Here is an 18,744-nt window from a genome sequence, read left to right on the forward strand (position 1 = left end):
GTGCCGGTCATCCGCCCACCCGCGGCCGCATCAGGGTGGAGGGCGGCAGCCCGCTCTCCCGGGACGCCCAGGCCGCCTCTCCCAGCGACCGCAGGATCGCGGGGGACAGTGAGCGCAGCGGTGGCGCGTCCGGGGAGAGGCGCAGCTCGGGGCGGGCACGCGAGGCCAGTACGAAGCCCCAGTCGGTGGGGCCGGCATCCGACCGGCCGGACCAGCGGTCGGGTCCCGACGGGGGTCCGCAGTCCCGGCCGCCGGTCAGATACGGGACGGTGAGCAGCCCCGTCGCCCGCACCGTCGCGTCGGTCGTCCAGTAGCTGTGCCGGCCCGCACTCGGCGAGCCCGCGTGGACGGCGAGCCGTCCGTTCCGGGCGAGCGCACGGCCGGCCAGGCCGTAGAACTCCTCGGAGTAGAGCTTCGCGCTGCGCGAGATCCCCGGATCGGGCAGGTCGGCGAGGATCACGTCGTACGGCCCCGGGCGGTCGGCCCGCAGCCAGTCGAACGCGTCGGCGGTGACCGTGCGGACCCGCGGGTCGCCGTAGGCGTGCCGGTTGAGCGCGACGAGGTCGGCGTCGGTGCGGGCGAGCCGGACGAGCTCGCCGTCCAGGTCGACGACCGTCACCGACGTGACGTCCGGGTACCGGAGCACCTCGCGCAGCGCGAGGCCGTCGCCCCCGCCGAGGATGAGGACGTGGGAGTGCGGGCCGGCCATCGCCGGGTGCACCAGCGCCTCGTGGTAGCGGTACTCGTCGGCTCCACAGACCCGTAACCGCCCGTCGAAGAAGAGCTGGACGGGGGAGCCGGAGCCGCCGGTGAGGACGACTTCCTGCACGTCGGTCTGCTCGGCGACCCGCACGTCGCCGCCGTACACCGCCCGCCGGGCGGCCTGTTCGAAGGGGTCCGCCGCCAGCGCGGCACCCCCGAGCACCGCCAGCACGCCGAGGTTGGCGACGAGCAGCCAGTTGCGGGCGCGCCGGGTCAGGTCGCCGCGGAACAGCCAGAGCACCATCGCGGCGCCTCCGACCGCGTTCACCGCCCCGGTGACGAGCGCGCCGGTGAGCTGGCCGAACGTGGGCAGCAGCAGGAACGGGAAGGCGAGTCCGCCGGCCAGCGCGCCGACGTAGTCCGCGGCGAACAGGTCGGCGACGGCGCCGCTCGCGTCCTGCAGGCGGATCCGCTGGATGAGCGTCATGAGCAGCGGGATCTCGGCACCGATCAGCACACCGATGGCGAACGCGCAGGCGATCATCGCCGGACGCGCCATCCCGAACCAGGCGAAGCACGCGTACAGCGCCATCACCGAGAGCCCGCCGACCAGCGCGAGCGCCGCCTCAACCCCCGCGAAGCCGACGGCCGCGACGCACCGTATGTGCTTGACCAGCAGGGATCCGACACCCATGGCGAAGACCATCACCGACAGGATGACCGAGGCCTGGGTGACGGAGTCACCGACCAGGTACGAGGCGAGGGCGACGAGCTCGAGCTCGTAGATCAGCCCGCACGCGGCGCAGACGAAGACGGCGGCGAGGACCAGAGCACGGGCCGGGCCGACCGGTACGGGGAGCCGCACGGCGGACCGGCGGCTTGTCTGGTCGATCATGAATGAACGCTATGCCAGGGTTGCGGTCGCATTTGTCACCCACAGGGGTGCATTTCACGGCACTTGATGTCACTTGAGGGCGCCTCGCGTACCACCAGGGCTCGCAAAAGCGCGCTCCGAGCGCGACCGCCGAAGCGCACTCCGTTCCGTGCCCCGAGGGCTGCCGCGCCCCGGGGCCCGCCGCGCCCCCCGCGGCTAGGGAAGGGCACTGATGCGCGACCTCGTCGCGACCAACCGCCCTTCCTGCGGGTAAGCGTGCCAGGTGCGCCACCGGACGCTGCCCTCACTGTGCTGGACGAGCATGGCGGTGAACGCGTGCGGATCCCCGGGAAACGTCCCCGCGAGGCCGTGCGGATGGTCCGCGACGAGGGCGAGCAGTTCCTGCGCGCGGCCCGCGAAGGAACCGCGCGACAACGTCTCGACACGTGCGGCGAATTCGTAGTCCCATCCGCCGATCCGTTTGGCGACACCAAAAGGAAGCGGGGTCTGACTTCCCGGGATGCAGGCGACGGTTTCCGAACAACCGCCGTCGTCGGAGTCGATGGAGTCGATGAGTACCTGGTGGGAGGCTCCGAGTAGACGCATCTGCACCCGGAGTGGGGGCTGGTCCGCGCCGCCGAGCCGGAGGTCGAGCACGGCGAGCGCGGGTAGCGCTTCCTTGCCCAGGCACCAGGCCAGGTCTCCGGCACGGGTATCGGTGTAAGCGGTCTGGAGAGTGGTGAGCATGGATCGGCTCCGCAAGCACGCAGTGGATGATGGGCCGACCCGCACAGTTGGGGGGATCTGGCGGGAACGTACGTCGGCTCGTGCCCACGTGGGGTCCGGTAGATACGGAATCATGAAACGCGGGGTGCCCCCAGCCTTTTACCCAACTGCGGGCGCTTTACATCCCCAAGAGCGCGTATCGGTTCAGGTGTTCACTAAAACAGCGCCCGGCGGGTGACGGTTCCGCCGGGCGCATATGCGAATGGCCATGGGCCACGCGCAATTCCATCGATCAGCTGCTGCCGCAGCCCCCGCCACCCCCGCAGGACGAACCCCCGCCGCAGGAATGCCCGCCGCCGCACGAGTGGTGGCCGCCCCCGTGGCCGCCCCCGCCGTGATGGCCGCCGCCGGAGCCCCCTCCGTCCGAGTCACCGAAGGCCCACCAACTGCTGCCGCCGCCTGCCGTGGCGCTCGCACGCGCACGGCCCCGGCCGCGCCTCCGTGCCCCGCGCGCGTCCGCCGCGCGGCGCCTGCCGCGCAACTGCACCGCCACGGCGATGATGACGACCAGTGCGATCAGACCAACGAGGAATGCACTCATCTTCCCCGCCCCCCGTCTTCGTGAGCTGTGACTTTCTTCGTGCGACGGTGATGCCCCCGCCGAATCCGCCCGAAAGCAGAGTTGAGGAAGTCCAGAGGTTCGAATTTCCTTCGACGCGAACTCAGCGCGCCCGGACCAGCTGGTCGACCGCGGCGCGTACCGATTCCTCGCGCTTGCAGAACGAAAATCGGACCAGCCAGGAGGGAGCGTCCCGCTCCTGGTAGAACGCCGACGTCGGAATGGCGACGACGCCCGCCCGTTCCGGCAGTTCCCGGCAGAACGTGACGCCGTCCTGATAGCCCCAGGGCCGCACGTCCGCCTGCAGGAAGTACCCGGCCTCCGCGCGGTACGGGCGCAGCCCGGCCTGCCGCAGACCGTCGCTGAGCAGGTCGCGGTTGGTGCGCAGGGTGCCGCGCAGCTCCGCCGCCCACTCCTCGACGGAGCCGAGCATCCGGGCCAGCGCCTCCTGGTACGGGGTGCCGGAGGCGTAGGTGAGGAACTGCTTGACGGAGCCGACCGCGGCGACGAGCGGGGCCGGACCGCAGATCCAGCCGATCTTCCAGCCGGTGACGTTGAAGGTCTTGCCCGCCGAGGAGATGACCAGCGTCCGTTCCCGCATGCCGGGCAGCGCGGCGATCGTCCGGTGCGGGGTCCCGTCGTAGACCAGGTGCTCGTACACCTCGTCGGTCACCACGATGAGCGAGTGCTCCTGGCAGACCTCGGCGATCGCTTCCAGTTCCGCGGCCGTGAACACCTTGCCCACCGGGTTGTGCGGGGTGTTGAGCACCAGGACGCGGGTCCTGGGCGTCACGGCGGCGCGCAGCGCGTCGGCGTTCATGGCGAAGCCGTCGCCGTCGGCCTCCAGCGGGACGCCGACCAGGGTGGCCCCGCTGAGCCGGGCGGCGGCGGGATAGGCGTCGTAGCAGGGGTCGAAGGCCAGGATCTCGTCCCCTGGGTCGCAGAGCGCGAGCAGCGCCGCCGCGATGGCCTCGGTGGCACCGGTGGTGACCAGCACCTCGCCGTCCGGCCGGTAGTCGAGCCCGTAGCGGCGCAGCTGGTGTTCGGCGACAGCGGTGCGCAGCGCCGGGAAGCCGGTGGCGGGCGGGTACTGGTTAGTGCCCGCGAGCACCGCGTCCGCCACGTCCTTGAGCAGCGTCGCGGGGCTGTCCAGCTCCGGTACCCCCTGCCCCAGGTTGACCGCCCCGGTCCTTCTGGCCAGCTCCGTCATCTCGGTGAAGATCGACGTTCCGACGCCCCGCACCCGCGCGGCCGGACTCCACTCACCCATGCGTTCCCCACGTCCCTGCGCCCACGCGAGCCCGTCCGAACCCACGGCAGAAGGCTCACGATAGGCGGCGGGGGCCGGTCCGCAGGGGGACTACCGCACCCGTTCGGGCTGGAATCCGCCGTTGACGATGCCGTGCGCGAGTCCGTCCCCGGACCGTCCGTCACGGCGTCCCCGGGTCGCGCGTCAGATACAGGCGGTTGCCGATGATGTCGCGGGCGACATCGAGGATGGGCCGCTCCGCGGCGTACGCGTAGGCGCGCAGCCGCACCAGGGCCTCCGGCAGCGGCACGTCCAGTCGGAGGCTGCTGATGCCGGCCGCCTGGTGCACCTCCGCGCGGTGCAGGTCCCCGAACCCGGTCGGGAAGCCGGTCCCGAAGCCGCCGGCCCCGTTGTCACCGGTGTCTTCGCCTCCCCTGCCCGTGGGGTGACCGGCCCCCGCTCCGCCCGCGAGAGCGGCGGGGCCCGTCTCGCGCGGCCCCAGGGCCAGCAGGTAGACGGCCATCGCGTCGGCGATGGTCAGCGCGTCCGCGACGGCCTGTTCGCCCAGCGGCCCCGACCGGTGCCGGTGGCCGGTCATCGCGCCGAAGCAGACCGCCCCGAGGCGCAGCGGGAAGGCGAAGACCGCGCACACCCCGGAGTCGACCGCGGCGGGGACGAAGGCGGGCCAGCGCTCCCCGAACGCGCGCTCCAGATTCGACTCCAGGTTCAACGATCCGTCCCGGGACGCCTCCACGCTGGGGCCTTCGCCGAGCGTGAACTGCAGGTCGTCGAGGCGGGCGCTCTCCTCGTCGCTGAACCACAGCAGTTCCGTGCCGTTCGAGGCCACCGAGATCGCTATACCGTCCACGTCGAGCACCTGCGCGCAGAGCCGGGCCCAGTCCCGCGGGGGTCCCTGACCGCCACTCAGCACCAGGACCCGGATCAGGTCGGTGACCTTGGAATCCACCATGACGCGCTTCCCCTTGAGCTGACGCTGTGGTGTCCGCGCCCAACGATGTTCCGCCAAAGCCCTCTTGCGACACCGTTCGATTCCAGAATGCCCCCGGCCCCCGGACCGGGCAAGGGTCTCCGCCGAGTGGGTGAATGCTACTCGGCGTGCGCACGGCAGCACGTTGCGCGCAGGACTATCAGCGCATGAGCGCGCATAGTCGTACCGTCATACCCGCCGCTCCGAGCTGGAGCCGGTCGGACCCGACGGCGCCCCGACCGGGCCCGAAAGGAGCGGTGCGGTGCACACGGCCGAGCCGGTCTCGTCCAGCCCCCGAGCCACCGGGTCGCAGCCCGAGCGCGACGCGCCGCCCGACCGCGCACCCGTCCGGCACGGCTCCCTGCGCCGGGCCGCCCCCGCGCTGATCCTCTTCGCCGTCACCCGGCTGGTCGGGGCCGTACTGGTGACGGCGTGGGCGCTGCGGGTCGGACTGCATCCGCGCAGTCTGTTCGGGCAGAGCTGGGACGCGCGCTGGTCCGAGCGGATCGCCGAATGGGGCTATGGGACGTTCTTCCCGTCCGCCGGCACCCAGGGCATGAGCTTCAGCGACCTGGCGTTCTTCCCGCTCTACCCGGCGCTGATCAAGGCCGGTTCCGCCGTCCTGCCCATCGGCCGGATCAACACGGCCCTGCTGATCGCCTGGACCGCGGCCGCCCTGGCCGCCTGGGGGATCTACGCGATCGGCGAGCGGCTGCACGGCCGGCGGGCCGGGATCACCCTGGTGCTGCTGTGGGGGCTGCTGCCGCACTCCGTCGTGCTGACGATGGCGTACACCGAGCCGCTGCTGACCGCCTGCGCCGCCTGGGCACTCCACGCGCTGCTCATCCGGCGGTGGCTCGCCGCGGGCGCGCTGGCGCTGCTCGCCGGGCTGGCCCGCCCGAGCGGCATCGCGGTGGCGGCCGCCGTGGCCGCCACCGTCGTCGCCGACGCCTGGAGCCGCCGCCGTGCGGGGCAGCCGCAGGAACGCGCGGCGTGGGCGGCCGTGCTCGTCGCGCCGCTGGGCTGGTGCGGGTACGTCGGCTGGGTCGGGCTGCAGACGGGCCGGCCGCTGGGGTACTTCGACGTGCAGGGCCGCTGGGGCTCGCGGTTCGACTTCGGCCGCGACTCCCTGGAGTACGTCAGACACCTGATCCTCGGCGGCGACCGGCTCATGAGCTACATGGTCGTGGCGATCATCGCCGCCGCGCTCGTGCTGCTCGCACTGGCGCTGCTGGAGCGGATCCCGCTGCCGCTGGCGGTCTACGCCGGGGTGCTCGTGATCATCGCACTGGGCGGTTCGCACTACTTCGGATCCAAGCCGCGCTTCCTGCTGCCGGCCTTCCCGCTGCTGATCCCGGCCGCCCTGGCACTGGCGAAAGCCCGGCCACGCACCGCCGCCGTAGCGGTGGCCGCGCTGGCCGGGCTCTCGTTCTTCTACGGGACGTACCTGCTGACGGTCGTCTCCGCGCCGATCTGAGCAGCTGAGCCGATCGAACCGATCGAGCCGATCTGATCCGCGCTCTGGTCTGATCCGCGCTCTGGGACGGACGCGTCAGGCGTTGTCGCCGTTGGTGCCTTCGTCGTCCTGGGGGCCGCCGTCGGCGTCGGTGTCGACGGCCTTCTCCAGTCCGAGGGTCTCGACGACCCACTTGTCGAACTCGATCGAGGCGCGTACCCAGCTGACCGTGCTGGAGACGAAGTGCTCCAGGTTGACGCCCAGGCCGATCAGCATCTGCGCCTCGCCGATGAGGCGGACGGAGCCGTCGTCGTGCGTGTGCGTGTAGACCTTCGGCCACAGGGTGCGGCGGTTCCAGTCGTCGATGACCTCGTGCAGCTGCGGCTTGTCATCAACGGTGTATGGCCGGTCGTAGAAGGTCCGGACCGCGAAGATCTGCTGGTCCTCCTCGCCGCGGAACATGAAGTAGGCGCGGAATTCCTCCCACGGCGCCGCGAGGTCGCCCTCGTCGTCGACGACGAACTTCAGCTCCATCTGTTCGAGCAGCTGCTTGACCAGGTCCTGGTCGGGGATGACCGCGCTGGCAGCGGGGCCGTTCTGCTCGGGGTCCGGCTGGCCCCCGAAATTCGGAATCGAGGACGGATCGATGCTCACCGTGGAGTTCCCTTCGTACGGATTCCTGCCATCCTCCCCCATGCGCCGAGGGGTCTGGCAACCCCCGGCGGATCCACGCCGGAGGTTGTGGGCTCAGACCGCCTTGGACAGGGACGGCGCCGGGCCCACGATCAGGCCCTCGCCCGCACGGTCGACCCGGACGGTGTCGCCGTCGACGACCTCCCCCGACAGGATCGCCCGTGCCAGCGGGTCGCCGATCGCGGTCTGCACGAGGCGGCGCAGCGGCCGCGCGCCGTAGGCGGGGTCGTTGCCCTCCTCGGCGAGCCAGTCCAGGGCGGCGTCGGTGACCTCAAGGACCAGCCGGCGTTCGCGCAGGCGCTCGGCGAGCAGGTCGGTCTGCAGCCGGGCGATGTGCCGCAGCTCGCCCTTGGACAGCGCGCTGAAGACCACGATGTCGTCGAGCCGGTTCAGGAACTCCGGCTTGAAGGACATCCGCACGGTCTCCAGGACGCTCTCCTTCTTCTCGGCGTCCCCGAGCACCGGGTCGACCAGGTACTGACTGCCGAGGTTCGACGTCAGGATGAGGATCGCGTTGCGGAAGTCGACCGTACGGCCCTGGCCGTCGGTGAGCCGCCCGTCGTCGAGCACCTGGAGCAGCACGTCGAAGACGTCGTGGTGCGCCTTCTCGACCTCGTCCAGCAGCACGACGCTGTACGGGCGCCGCCGGACGGCCTCGGTGAGCTGGCCGCCCTCCTCGTAGCCGATGTAGCCGGGCGGGGCGCCGACGAGGCGGGCGACGGAGTGCTTCTCGCCGTACTCGCTCATGTCGATGCGGACCATGGCGCGCTCGTCGTCGAAGAGGAAGTCGGCCAGCGCCTTCGCCAACTCGGTCTTGCCGACGCCGGTGGGGCCGAGGAAGAGGAACGAGCCGGTGGGCCGGTCGGGGTCGGCGATGCCGGAGCGCGAGCGGCGCACCGCGTCGGAGACGGAGCGGACGGCCTCGGTCTGGCCGATGAGCCGGCGGCCCAGCTCGTCCTCCATGCGCAGCAGCTTCTGGGTCTCGCCCTCCAGCAGCCGGCCGGCCGGGATGCCGGTCCAGGCGCCGACGACGTCGGCGATGTCGTCGGGACCGACCTCGTCCTTGACCATGGTGTCCTTGGAGGCGGCCGCCTCGGCCTCGGTGGCCTCCGCCAGCTCGGCCTCCAGCCGCGGCTTCTCGCCGTAGAGCAGCTTGGACGCCGCCTCGAAGTCGCCGTCCCGCTGGGCGCGCTCGATGTCGGTGTTCACCTCGTCCAGGCTCTCCTTGATGGCGCCGACGCGGTTGAGGCCCTCCTTCTCCTTCTCCCAGCGGGCGGTCAGGCCGCGCAGCTCCTCCTCCTTGTCGGCGAGGTCCTTGCGCAGCTTCTCCAGCCGCTGGACGGAGGCGGGGTCGGTCTCGTTCTTGAGCGCCATCTCCTCCATGCGCAGCCGGTCGACGGCGCGCTGCAGCTCGTCGATCGCGACGGGCGAGGAGTCGATCTCCATCCGGAGCCGGGACGCGGCCTCGTCGACCAGGTCGATGGCCTTGTCCGGCAGGAACCGGGAGGTGATGTACCGGTTCGACAGGGTGGCGGCGGCCACCAGCGCCGAGTCCGCGATCTGCACCTTGTGGTGCGCCTCGTACCGGCCCTTGAGCCCGCGCAGGATCGCGATGGTGTCCTCGACGGACGGCTCGGCCACCAGCACCTGCTGGAAGCGGCGCTCCAGCGCCGGGTCCTTCTCGATGCGCTCGCGGTACTCGTCGAGCGTGGTGGCGCCGACCATCCGCAGCTCGCCGCGGGCCAGCATGGGCTTGAGCATGTTGCCCGCGTCCATCGCGGAGTCGCCGCCGGCGCCCGCGCCGACGACCGTGTGGAGCTCGTCGATGAAGGTGATGACGCGGCCGTCGCTCTCCTTGATCTCGGAGAGCACCGCCTTCAGCCGCTCCTCGAACTCGCCGCGGTACTTGGCGCCCGCGACCATCGCCCCGAGGTCCAGCGAGACCAGCCGCTTGTTGCGCAGCGACTCGGGCACGTCGCCCTTGACGATGCGCTGCGCGAGGCCCTCGACGACGGCGGTCTTGCCGACGCCGGGCTCGCCGATCAGCACCGGGTTGTTCTTGGTGCGGCGGGAGAGCACCTGGACGACCCGGCGGATCTCCTGGTCACGGCCGATGACCGGGTCGAGCTTGCCCTCGCGGGCGGCGGCGGTGAAGTCGGTGCCGTACTTCTCGAGCGCCTTGTAGGTGCCCTCGGGATCCTGGCTGGTCACGCGTTGCCCTCCCCGGGCGGACTCGAAGGCGTCCAGCAGCTTCTTGGCCGTGGCGCCCCGCTTGGTGAGCAGATCACCGGACTGGCCGCCCTTGACGGCGATGCCGATGAGCAGGTGCTCGGTCGAGATGTAGTCGTCCCCGAGGTCCTTGGCGCGCTGCGACGCGTCCGCGACGACGGCCAGCAGGTCACGGTTGGCCTGCGGGGGCGCGACCGTGGCGCCCTGGACCACGGGCAGCGCGGCGACCAGCCGCTCGGCACCCGCGCGCAGCTCCCCCGCGTCGGCGCCGACCGCCGCCAGCAGGTCCACGATGTTCTCGTTGTCGGCTCCGCCCAGCAGGGCGAGCAGCAGATGTGCGGGGGTGAGGTCCGGGTTCCCCGCGGACACCGCGTGCGCGTTCGCGGCGTTCAGCGCTTCCCGGCTCTTGTTGGTCAGCTCCGCTTCCACGGCCACCTGAACCTCCTGTTCGATCGCTCAGTCAAGTTGAGTCTATGTCACTCAACCCTGGAACGGTACCGTGCATTCCCATGGCCCGAGACCTACGCAACCCCGAATCCGCGTACCTGTCCTTCTGGCGCGAATACCACCTGTGCACCCTCACGACACCACGGCCCGACGGCAGCCCGCACGTGGTCGCGGTCGGCGTGACCTACGACCCCGAGGCCGGCCTCGCCCGCGTCATCACCAACAAGGCGAGCCGCAAGGTCGCGAACATCCTGGCGGCGGGGCCGGGCGGAGCCCGGGTGGCGGCCTGCCAGGTCGACAGGGGGCGCTGGGCCACCCTGGAGGGCATCGCGACCGTCGTTACGGATCCCGAACGCGTCGCCGACGCCGTCCGCCGCTACGCCGAGCGCTACACGCGGACGCCCGCCTTCAACCCCGACCGCGTCGTCATCGAGATCGCGCTGACCCGCGCGATGGGCAGAGCCTGACCTGACCCGCCCGGCCCCTCAAGCTCGTCCTGCTACGTCATGGCCCCCCGGCTGGTCCGCGCCCAGCAGGTGCCTGGTTCACCGCCACGGAGTAGCGGCTCAGCGCGCGAGGTGGTCGAAGGCTCCGGCCTTCGCGGCGCTGAGGAGTACGCGGAGGGCGGCGGGGGTGGTCGTGACGACGGCCTGCGGGTCGTCACTCTCCCGGAGATGGACGGATCCGGCGGCGCCGGTGGCCACCTCGAGGCAGTCGCCGTTGCCGCCACCGCTGAACGAGGACTTCTGCCACGCGAGTTCGGACATCTGACCCCTTCTCACATGCTGTACATGACGTGCTGGATGAGACTCAACGAGTCCCGGGACTCGTGCGACTCCGGCTCGGACTCCGGATCCACCGGGTCGAGCGCCAGCACCGACAGCCTTTCGAACATCTTCGCGTATTCGTCGAGGTGCTGGCCATCCCGCAAGAACACGGAGTTCAGTGGGTGCTCCAGATGGACGGTGTCCAGTCCCGAGGTGGCCCCGCCAAAGATCCCGAAGGAGCGGCTGAAGGCCGAATATACGCCCGCCTCATACGGGAAGACCTGCACGAATACGTTGGGCTGTCTCGCGGCCTCGATCAGCCGCAGTAGCTGTCGGCGCATGGTCTTCGCGCCGCCGACGCGGGTGTGCAGCGCCGCCTCGTGGATGATCGCCCGGTAGGTGACCGCGGAGGGCGCTGCCAGGATGCCCTGTCGGGCCAAGCGGAAGTCCACGTACCGCTCTACCCGTTCCGCGTCATGTTCGGACTCCGAGATCACCGCCCGTGCGTAGTCGGCGGTCTGCAGTAGGCCGGGCACGATGAGGGACTCGTGGATGCGAATTCCAGCCGACCGTGACTCCAGCTCCGCAAGGTCGGCGGCCACCGGGGCAACCACATCGCGGAACTCGTCCCACCAACCCCTACCCCGTTCCTGTGCCATCTCCATCAAACCGTCGAAGAGGGGACCCTCCGCACAGCCGTAGGCGCGCAACAGCTTGTACAGACCGTTGCGCGGAACGTCGACCCGGCCCGCCTCGATGTGGCTGATGCGCGTCCGCTCCACACCCAGCACCGCGCTTGCCGCGTCGCCGGCCATCCCGACGTGGCTCCGCAACTTCCTCAGCTCGACTCCCAGTCTTCGCTGGCGCTCGCTCGGGGTACTCCTCGGCGGCATGTGAACCCTCCTCGTGACCGAGGGCAGTCTGCACGTCCGGGAACCCTCGATCCACCGATCAACACACACGTCACTCTTGCGGGTTGTATTCCACGGACACACTTGTAACTCTACGGAAGCTGTCCCTATTTTCGTAGGCGACCCGCCCTCCGCGACGGACCGGACGTGCATCTCTCCCAGGGCTAGTTGGGGGAGGCAGAGCCACCATCCCCGCGTGGGCCCCCGCCCCACGGAAGCGCGAACCCATGACGCATGGAACCGACTTCTCGCTCGTCTTCCCGCCCGACCCCGTATGGGTCCGCTCCGCCCGCGAGGGCGTCCGTACGCTGCTCGCCGCCGCGGGCAGCCCGGCGCTGGCCGACGTCGCGTTACTGCTGACGTCCGAGGTGGTCACGAACGCCGTGCTCGCCTGCCGCAGGGCGGGAACGCAGGCGCGGCTGACCCTCTTCGCCGAGTGCGCGACGCCCGGCGCGCTGCGGGTGCTCGTCACCGATGACGCGCCGGAGCTGCCGGAGCCGCACCCCCGGCCCGGGTGCGAGGCGGAGCACGGGCGCGGGCTGCCGCTGCTCAGCGCGTGCGCGACGGCGTGGGGGGTGTGCCGGCACGGGCCGGGGCCCGGCAAGGGCGTCTGGTTCGAACTGGACGGACGTTAGGCCGCCGCTTCGCCGTCCGCCAGGACCTTGGCCAGGAACACATCCAGGTTCCGGACGGTCCGGGCGATCTGCTCGTCCAGGGTGAGGGTCTCCTCGAACCGCTGGACCGTCGCGATCTTCTTCTTCCCCCGCACGTACAGCGAACACGCCAGGTCGGCGCAGACGTACGTGCCGATCGTGTTGCCGTTGCGGCCCTCGGGGCCGGCCTTCGGGGCGACGAGCAGGTCGACGCCGCCGCTCGCGTGGCTGGTGACGCAGATCGAGCAGAGGCTCGTACGCAGCATGTTGCGACGGGCTCCGCCGGCGCTGCGCAGGGTGATCCCCGTGAGCTCCCCCGCGTGGGCTGCCACCAGGTAACCGCGGTCCGGGGCTCCGGGGTCGCGCCAGCCCAGGAAGTCGAGGTCCGACCACGGCAGGTCGGCGAAGTCCCGGGGCAGGTTGAGGCGGCGTGCTTCTCCCTTGGAACAGTTCACGAAGGAGGCACGGATCTGCTGTTCGACGAGCGGTTCCATGTGAACCGACGCTAACAGCCGGGTCCGGACGTGTCGTCCGGATATTCCGTCCGCCCCCGCCCCCACCGGTCGGTCCGTGGAGCGACCGGGTCCTTCAAGGCCCTGAACGCTCCGCACCGGCGCTCTACTCGTCCCGCCGCCGGGGACGAGGGCGGGGGCGGTGCGGCATCAACTGGCGGGCGGGAGCCCCCTCCGCTCCGACGATCGGGAGCGGGTGGGGGCTCGACTCGAGGAAGCGGACCAGTTTCAGCTTCGGGTCCGGCGGTTCCGCCGCCTCCGGCCGTTCGCCGGGGTCACCGTCGACACTGCGGGCGTGTTCGTCCCAGCCGGCGCGGAACCAGGTGAGGTCGCGCGCCTCGATCTCCGCCGAGGCGAGGATCCGGACCCCGTCCACACCGGAGCGCTGGATCTTCTCCCCCAGTTCGACGAGCAGCCGGCCCAGCGCCAGGGACACCTCGTCCTGCGGATGCTCGGGTTCGTCTCCGGGCCGGCCCATTCCCCCACCTCTCACCCCGTTCTCCCCCGAGAACTGTCGACGTCAGGTCTCCCCCGGTTCGGCCACGGGAAGGAACTGCCGGGCTACCTTGACGAACATCTCCTGCAACGCCGCAGGCACCCCCATTCTGCGCGCAGCTTCCTCCGGGGTGAGCGTGGGCTCCTGATCGGTGCCCGACCCGTCTCCCGGCCTGGCACCCGTCCCGCCTCCGGCCTCGCCCGGGGCGGGATGGATCGGCAGATCGGTCTCGGAGAGCTTCCCCGAGCGGATGAGGACGTCCCGCAGCGGCACCTCCAGGACCGCGGAGAGCCGCCGCATCGTGTCGAGGTCGGGCATGCTCTGCCGCTGGAGCAGCCGGCTGACCGCTGCCCGGTGCACGCCCGCGTCATCGGCGAGTTTGGACTTGCCGCCGCCCCGCGGGCTGTCGATGTCGTAGCCGCGCGAGCGCATGATCCGTTCGAGCCAGGTGGCGAATTCTTCCAGGCCGGTAGCCCGGGATTCGGTGCGGGCAGGCGTGTCTGCCGGGCGCACGCTGCCGGTCCGCGCAGTGGACCCCATGTCGTTGTTCTCCCCTCGGTCGCACCGGCAGGTTATCGCGCGCACGCGCACGTTAGGAGTGCGAGGTCGCACAGTCTTGGGGCGGCCCGCCGAACTTCCGCGAACCCAAGTGGCCGGATCTCACGGTTCATTGGCCGGTTGAGGGGGCAACCATGGTCATTCACTTGCGCGCGGGCTCGCAACAAGCAATCCTGCATCCACGTCCGCATTTTTCGAACTCGCGTTCGAGATCGTCGGGAAGGGTTACTTGTGAACAGGACCGCGTACGCCGATAAACCCACTTCAACCCCGGTTTTTCCCATAAGTGAGCATGCTGCCGACTGGCGGCTGTCCGCCGCCTGCCTGGATCTGCCACCACAGTCCGTATTTGCCCTACGACGCTCCGAAGCGACCGATGTGTTGCGCGCCTGCAATCAGTGCTCGATCCGGCGGGAGTGCGAAGCCGTCGTCGACCCCGCGCACAGCTGGTTCGACGGGGTGAGCGGTGGCCGGTTGTGGCGCAACGGGCGCGAGGTGCGGCAGTCCCGCACCACCGATGCGTACACGGTGGCCGCTATCGAGGAGTCGTGGTGAGCGCCGGCATGTGGGTCGAGTCCCTGGTCCGCCAATACCCCGCACTGATCGAAGAGTTGGTGCCGAGCGCGCAGCGGCGCACCGGGCCGCGCGGCTCCGCGCCGTCGGGAGGCGGGACCGCTCCGATGAGGATCCACATCTCCGACACCATCCGCGACATCGCGGACGGCGTCACCGAGTTGGAGGAGGCCGTCCGCGAACGGCTCGGGCTGCGGGCCGCACGACCCGTCTCCGTACCGGACCGGCTCCGGCGCATCGCCGGACTCCTCGACCGTATCGACCAGGACCCGGACCTCTCCGCCCATGTCCTGGACGAGGCGCGGCGGATGGCGCGGCGCTGCGCCCGGGCGCTCGGGGATCCGGAGCAGATCGTGCGAATCCCCGGCCGCTGCCCGTTCTGCGACTCGGTGTCGCTGCGCGCGTTTCCCGAGCGGGGCACGGTGCTGTGCGCGAACCCGGCGTGCCGCTGCCCGGACGACGCCTGCCCGTGCGGCGACACCCCGGCGTTCCGGCACGGCTGGAACGCCACCGACCTCCCGGTGGAGGCCGCCCGATGACGTCCCTGATCACCGCCGACCTCGCGTCGGCCGAAGTCTCCGTCAGCCAGGCGACCATCCGTAAGTGGGTCCAGCTCCGGTACCTCGTACCGGCCGGCAAGCAGGGACGGGCACAGCTCTTCCGGCTGGAGGACGTCTTCGCCGCCGAGCGCAGGACGCGCAGGACCGGTCGGACGCGCAGGACCGGTCGGACGCGCCCGGACAACGAGCCCGGCTGACTCCTCCGCGCTCCCGGAACGACTGCCCCGCCGCATCCCGTCCGCGGCGGGGCAGTCCTATGTCCGACCCGAATCAGCCTGCTGGGAAAGCGAGTTGCGGGATCCGCGAGGCTGGATCACACTTGGCGCAGCGGCAGAGTTGCGCCCGGGGAACCGGGTGGCGGACCTGCCGCTTTGTGTTGCCCGGACTCCGCCCCCCGGACTCCGGGCGACCGGCCGGCGGCGCGGTCCAGTTCTCCCCCTGGGTCGCAGCCGCGCCGCCGGCTCCTCCGGTCCCACTCTTCGGATCTCTTCGGAACGGAGTATCCATGTGAGCACCATCGTGTTCCCCGACGTCGAACGGCTCGTCGTCGATCACCTCAAGAACCGTGCCGAGTTGGCCGGGGTCGTCGTCGACAACCGCCCGCCGGCCGGCTTCGACGGCACCCAGAAGGTCGTTCTCATCTCCCGCGCCGGCGGCGCGTGGGCCGATGACCTGCACCTGGACCGCCCGCTGGTCGACCTGGAGGTCTACGGCCCGGACAAGACGACGGCACACTCCGTCGCTCTGAGCGCCCGGGCCGCGCTCCTCGAAGTGGTCGGCACCTCGTACGGCGGCGCTTTCGTGGCCGACCTCGCGGAGGCGGACGGCCCGCGCTGGCTGCCCGACTACAACCGGCCGAACGGCAACCGCTACCTGTCCACGGTGCGGCTGTCCGTACGTCCCGCGTAGTCCCTCCCCACCGCACCACCCCCTTGATCGGGCTCTGCCGACCGGCAGGGCCCTTTGTCATACCCGAAGGAGTTCTGATGGCAGGCAACAACGGCGCCGAGATCCGCGTCGCGGGCACCGGCAGGATCCTCGTCGCCCCGCTCGGCACCGCCGGTCCGGTCGACACCGTCGCCGCCTGGGACGCCACGAAGTGGCGCGACCTCGGCTACACCACCACGGACGGCATCAAGTTCAACAAGAAGGACAAGCTCGACCCGGTGGAGACCTGGCAGTCGGTGAGCCCGGCGCGCTTCATCTACGCCGACCGCGACCTGACCGTGAAGTTCCAGCTGCTCCAGCTGAACAAGGACACGTTCCCGTTCTTCATGGGCGGTGACGCGGTGGTCGCCGGGACGCCCGCCGGACAGTTCAAGTACGACCTGGCCACCACCCCGAAGCAGGACGAGCGGGCGCTGGGCATCGAGTTCACCGACGGGACGGCGGCCACGTACCGCTTCTACATCCCGCGCGGCCAGGTCACCGAGACCGAGGAGCTCTCCATGACCCGCACCGGCGCGGTCAAGCTCGGCGTCACCTTCACGGCGCTGGCGCTGGACGACGTCAAGCCGCTGGCCACGATCCTGATGAAGGACCCGGCCTACGTCTGATCCATCTCCTGGGCCGCCCGCGCCCCACCCCTCCGCACCTTCCGCGTCCTCCCGACGTCCTCCCGAATGGAGAGCAGCATGGCCGGTTTCAACGTCAACGCCGCCCGCGCCCAGCGCCTCGAAGCACTCGGCCGCGCGTGGACCTTCGAGCTCGACGGCGACACCTTCGAGCTCCCCACCGAACTGAACCGCGCCACCGCCCGCAAGCTGCGTGACCTCGACGACAACGACATCGACGGCCTGCTCCAGCTCCTGCTCGGCAGCGGTCAGTTCGACCGCTTCAACCAGCACGAGGTCACGATGCAGGACATCGGCGCCATCCTGGAGGCCTACGGCCAGGAGACCGGGCTCGGCCTGGGGGAAGGCTCAGCCTCGGCGAGTTCGTAGACGAACACGCCGAGGCCCTCGAGGCGGACCTCCTCCGCCATTACGGCCTCGACCTCCTCGACTGGCACCGCGGCCGGCTCTCCAGCCGCCGCCTCTCCGTCCTGGTCGCGCACCTCCCCCGCGACAGCGCCACGCTGCGCGAACTCCACGGCGAAGCCGCCGACTGGTCGGTGACGGACTACCTGCTGGCCGCCGCGGTCGACCATCTCGCGGAATCCAACTGGATGTTCGCCACGGTCAATCGCGACGAGGACACGGATCCGCTGGAGTTCCCGAAGCCGGTCCCGCGCCCCGGCGACACGCCGGACGCCACCAGGGGCAGCAACCCCCCGGAGCCCGCAGGGCAGGACTCGCCGCCGCGTCCGTCGGACACGGAACTCATGCGCTTCTTCTCGTGAGGTCCGGGCGGCGGAGTCTCGTCAGGTCGCGGACCGGCTCCGTCGCCCAGATACAACTCATCCAGCTATGACGATCATCAGCGTACCGACCAGGAAGATCATCTCTATTCCCATCATCCACCACAACGAGAACCACGCCTCGGAGCGCTTTTCAAGTTCTCTGATGCTACGGGCTCTGCGGTCGGGATTTTTCGGATCGAAAACAATATCGATTTCCTCTCCCGCGTACCCGAACGGGCCGGCAGAGAGGGGAGAGATATAAATGGTTTTATACCCGTCGGCATCCGCGAACTCAAAGCTGGTGGAGTATCTCCCCTCGGATACCGAAGACCCTCGGCATAATCCAGGTACTCGAATTCCAACTCGCCTGAGCCTGCGATCCACCAGCAGGGGGTATATCCCGAGCCAGACCAGAAACGGTAGCGGAATCAGCGACGCCACGATACCCACCCACACCATTTGATTCACGCGATGGAGGCTACACGCGGTTGCCGGTCCACCGCAAGGAACGAACAGCGTGCACACGACTCCGATAGGGGAGACATGGGACTGAAGAATGATCTCATCCACTACCTCTGGACGAAGGACGAAGTCAGTGCGGTCAAGCACAAACTGAACGGCATCAGCACAACTGTTGATGTCTTGAAATTCGCTTTGGCCGGCATATCCCTCGGTCTCACTCCGGTAAAAATCGACTTCACGGGCCTCAAGATCGACGAGAAGGGAGTTGTCCTCGCGGGAGTCCAGAAGTTCGTCTGGCCGTACGCCCGAGACGCCAAGGCCAAACTGGAAGCCGCCAGCAAAAAGTTCGATCTCAGTACCAAAAAAGCCGAGACGGCTTATAAGGAAGCGAAAAAGGCGAAGGACAAGGCTGATCGCTTGGTGGCTGCACGAGGATCCGCAGGCAGTCCCGAATCGCCGGACTCCGAGGCCAGAAGGAAATCCGCCCTCGCGGAAGCGAGAAAACAGAGGAACAAGGCGCGCGAGGACCTCAGAGAGGCGGGTAATGCGTACACGAAGATGAAAGAGATCGACGCGTCCATCAAAGCCGCGGCAGGAGATATCACAAAAGCAGAGGAGGAGGCCAAGAAATCCTACGAGGAGCTTCAAGGGAAGGTCCGGAATCTGGGTGCCGCCGCCCACCGGCTTGCCTCCAGTCTCGCATGACGACATAACTCTTACGGGTGGCCATGAATCTCAAGCAGGCAGTAGCCAGCGTTTCGACGAGTTTGACCGGTATGCGCAATGCGCTCACTCAGGCGTCCGCAGGCATGGGCAATCTGCAGAGGGGAACCCAAGCCGGCACTACAGCACTGAGCAAGATCAAGAGTTCCGGCGCCCAAGCCCAAGCGGGGATCAACCAGACAAAGACCGCCGCAAGCCAGGGGCT

General features: G+C 69.9%; 23 protein-coding genes. 11 read left to right on the forward strand and 12 right to left on the reverse strand.

Annotation, left to right across the window (positions count from 1 at the left end; all coding sequences use genetic code 11):
- Positions 1–7: 7 nt before the first annotated feature.
- From O3X23_RS00390 to O3X23_RS00405, 4 genes are all read right to left on the reverse strand, one after another.
- Positions 8–1,597 carry a polyamine aminopropyltransferase gene (locus O3X23_RS00390; protein WP_269268944.1) on the reverse strand — a complete coding sequence of 530 codons (1,590 nt, stop codon included), beginning with the start codon at positions 1,595–1,597 and terminating at the stop codon, positions 8–10.
- A 195-nt stretch (positions 1,598–1,792) separates the two neighbouring features.
- Complete coding sequence (locus tag O3X23_RS00395; protein ID WP_269268946.1) at positions 1,793–2,323, reverse strand: DUF2617 family protein; 531 nt, start codon at positions 2,321–2,323, stop codon at positions 1,793–1,795.
- Between the two features lie 701 nt (positions 2,324–3,024).
- Positions 3,025–4,191 (reverse strand): aminotransferase class I/II-fold pyridoxal phosphate-dependent enzyme, encoded by a 1,167-nt coding sequence (locus O3X23_RS00400; protein ID WP_269268947.1) that lies wholly within the window; start codon positions 4,189–4,191, stop codon positions 3,025–3,027.
- 160 nt (positions 4,192–4,351) lie between these two features.
- Positions 4,352–5,140, reverse strand: coding sequence for an ANTAR domain-containing protein (locus O3X23_RS00405; protein ID WP_269268948.1), 789 nt, complete (start codon positions 5,138–5,140; stop codon positions 4,352–4,354).
- Between the two features lie 280 nt (positions 5,141–5,420).
- Between O3X23_RS00405 and O3X23_RS00410 the strand changes: the two genes are divergently transcribed.
- On the forward strand, positions 5,421–6,635 hold the full coding sequence (locus O3X23_RS00410; RefSeq protein ID WP_269268950.1) for a hypothetical protein: 1,215 nt from the start codon (positions 5,421–5,423) through the stop codon (positions 6,633–6,635).
- 75 nt (positions 6,636–6,710) lie between these two features.
- On the opposite strand, the gene O3X23_RS00415 is transcribed toward O3X23_RS00410, so the two are convergent.
- Positions 6,711–7,310 (reverse strand): YbjN domain-containing protein, encoded by a 600-nt coding sequence (locus O3X23_RS00415; RefSeq protein ID WP_269268951.1) that lies wholly within the window; start codon positions 7,308–7,310, stop codon positions 6,711–6,713.
- A 51-nt stretch (positions 7,311–7,361) separates the two neighbouring features.
- Entirely contained in the window at positions 7,362–9,965 is a 2,604-nt protein-coding gene (gene clpB, locus O3X23_RS00420; RefSeq protein ID WP_269269208.1) for an ATP-dependent chaperone ClpB, read from the reverse strand.
- Between the two features lie 80 nt (positions 9,966–10,045).
- Between clpB and O3X23_RS00425 the strand changes: the two genes are divergently transcribed.
- A complete protein-coding gene (locus O3X23_RS00425; RefSeq protein WP_269268952.1) occupies positions 10,046–10,450 on the forward strand; it encodes a pyridoxamine 5'-phosphate oxidase family protein in 405 nt (134 codons plus the stop codon).
- 99 nt (positions 10,451–10,549) lie between these two features.
- Here O3X23_RS00425 and O3X23_RS00430 read toward each other — a convergent pair whose 3' ends face one another.
- Together O3X23_RS00430 and O3X23_RS00435 are read right to left on the reverse strand one after the other, a co-directional pair.
- Positions 10,550–10,750, reverse strand: a complete 201-nt coding sequence (locus O3X23_RS00430; protein WP_269268953.1) for a DUF397 domain-containing protein — start codon at positions 10,748–10,750, stop codon at positions 10,550–10,552.
- Positions 10,751–10,761: 11 nt separating this feature from the next.
- A complete protein-coding gene (locus O3X23_RS00435; RefSeq protein WP_269268954.1) occupies positions 10,762–11,643 on the reverse strand; it encodes a helix-turn-helix domain-containing protein in 882 nt (293 codons plus the stop codon).
- A 245-nt stretch (positions 11,644–11,888) separates the two neighbouring features.
- Between O3X23_RS00435 and O3X23_RS00440 the strand changes: the two genes are divergently transcribed.
- The gene (locus O3X23_RS00440; RefSeq protein WP_269268955.1) at positions 11,889–12,296 is read left to right on the forward strand and encodes an ATP-binding protein; all 408 of its coding nucleotides are present in this window, start codon (positions 11,889–11,891) and stop codon (positions 12,294–12,296) included.
- On the opposite strand, the gene O3X23_RS00445 is transcribed toward O3X23_RS00440, so the two are convergent.
- The 3 genes from O3X23_RS00445 to O3X23_RS00455 form a co-directional block, all read right to left on the reverse strand.
- Positions 12,293–12,808, reverse strand: a complete 516-nt coding sequence (locus O3X23_RS00445; protein WP_269268956.1) for an FBP domain-containing protein — start codon at positions 12,806–12,808, stop codon at positions 12,293–12,295. The two genes, O3X23_RS00440 and O3X23_RS00445, sit on opposite strands and share 4 nt — an antisense overlap.
- Before the next feature lie 124 nt (positions 12,809–12,932).
- The gene (locus O3X23_RS00450; RefSeq protein ID WP_269268957.1) at positions 12,933–13,304 is read right to left on the reverse strand and encodes a hypothetical protein; all 372 of its coding nucleotides are present in this window, start codon (positions 13,302–13,304) and stop codon (positions 12,933–12,935) included.
- 42 nt (positions 13,305–13,346) lie between these two features.
- Entirely contained in the window at positions 13,347–13,754 is a 408-nt protein-coding gene (locus O3X23_RS00455) for a helix-turn-helix transcriptional regulator (RefSeq protein WP_269269209.1), read from the reverse strand.
- Between the two features lie 357 nt (positions 13,755–14,111).
- Between O3X23_RS00455 and O3X23_RS00460 the strand changes: the two genes are divergently transcribed.
- From O3X23_RS00460 to O3X23_RS00490, 7 genes are all read left to right on the forward strand, one after another.
- Positions 14,112–14,435: a WhiB family transcriptional regulator gene (locus O3X23_RS00460; protein WP_269268958.1), complete on the forward strand. Its 324-nt coding sequence runs from the start codon at positions 14,112–14,114 to the stop codon at positions 14,433–14,435.
- A complete protein-coding gene (locus O3X23_RS00465) occupies positions 14,432–14,992 on the forward strand; it encodes a hypothetical protein (protein WP_331283868.1) in 561 nt (186 codons plus the stop codon). Before O3X23_RS00460 ends, O3X23_RS00465 begins: the two co-directional genes overlap by 4 nt.
- Complete coding sequence (locus O3X23_RS00470) at positions 14,989–15,210, forward strand: hypothetical protein (protein WP_269268959.1); 222 nt, start codon at positions 14,989–14,991, stop codon at positions 15,208–15,210. The genes O3X23_RS00465 and O3X23_RS00470 overlap by 4 nt, the downstream gene beginning before the upstream one ends.
- 310 nt (positions 15,211–15,520) lie before the next feature.
- Entirely contained in the window at positions 15,521–15,922 is a 402-nt protein-coding gene (locus O3X23_RS00475; RefSeq protein WP_269268960.1) for a hypothetical protein, read from the forward strand.
- 77 nt (positions 15,923–15,999) lie between these two features.
- Positions 16,000–16,569, forward strand: coding sequence for a phage tail tube protein (locus tag O3X23_RS00480; protein WP_269268961.1), 570 nt, complete (start codon positions 16,000–16,002; stop codon positions 16,567–16,569).
- Positions 16,570–16,647: 78 nt separating this feature from the next.
- On the forward strand, positions 16,648–16,956 hold the full coding sequence (locus tag O3X23_RS00485; RefSeq protein ID WP_269268962.1) for a hypothetical protein: 309 nt from the start codon (positions 16,648–16,650) through the stop codon (positions 16,954–16,956).
- A 101-nt stretch (positions 16,957–17,057) separates the two neighbouring features.
- Positions 17,058–17,354, forward strand: a complete 297-nt coding sequence (locus O3X23_RS00490) for a hypothetical protein (RefSeq protein WP_269269211.1) — start codon at positions 17,058–17,060, stop codon at positions 17,352–17,354.
- A 57-nt stretch (positions 17,355–17,411) separates the two neighbouring features.
- Here the strand turns inward: O3X23_RS00490 and O3X23_RS00495 are convergent, their stop codons facing one another.
- On the reverse strand, positions 17,412–17,822 hold the full coding sequence (locus O3X23_RS00495; RefSeq protein ID WP_269268963.1) for a DUF3592 domain-containing protein: 411 nt from the start codon (positions 17,820–17,822) through the stop codon (positions 17,412–17,414).
- 75 nt (positions 17,823–17,897) lie between these two features.
- On the opposite strand from O3X23_RS00495, the gene O3X23_RS00500 reads away from it, so the two are divergent.
- Complete coding sequence (locus tag O3X23_RS00500) at positions 17,898–18,521, forward strand: hypothetical protein (protein ID WP_269268964.1); 624 nt, start codon at positions 17,898–17,900, stop codon at positions 18,519–18,521.
- The last annotated feature ends 223 nt before the right edge of the window (positions 18,522–18,744 follow it).

The organism is Streptomyces sp. H39-S7 (assembly GCF_027158205.1).
GTDB lineage: Bacteria > Actinomycetota > Actinomycetes > Streptomycetales > Streptomycetaceae > Actinacidiphila.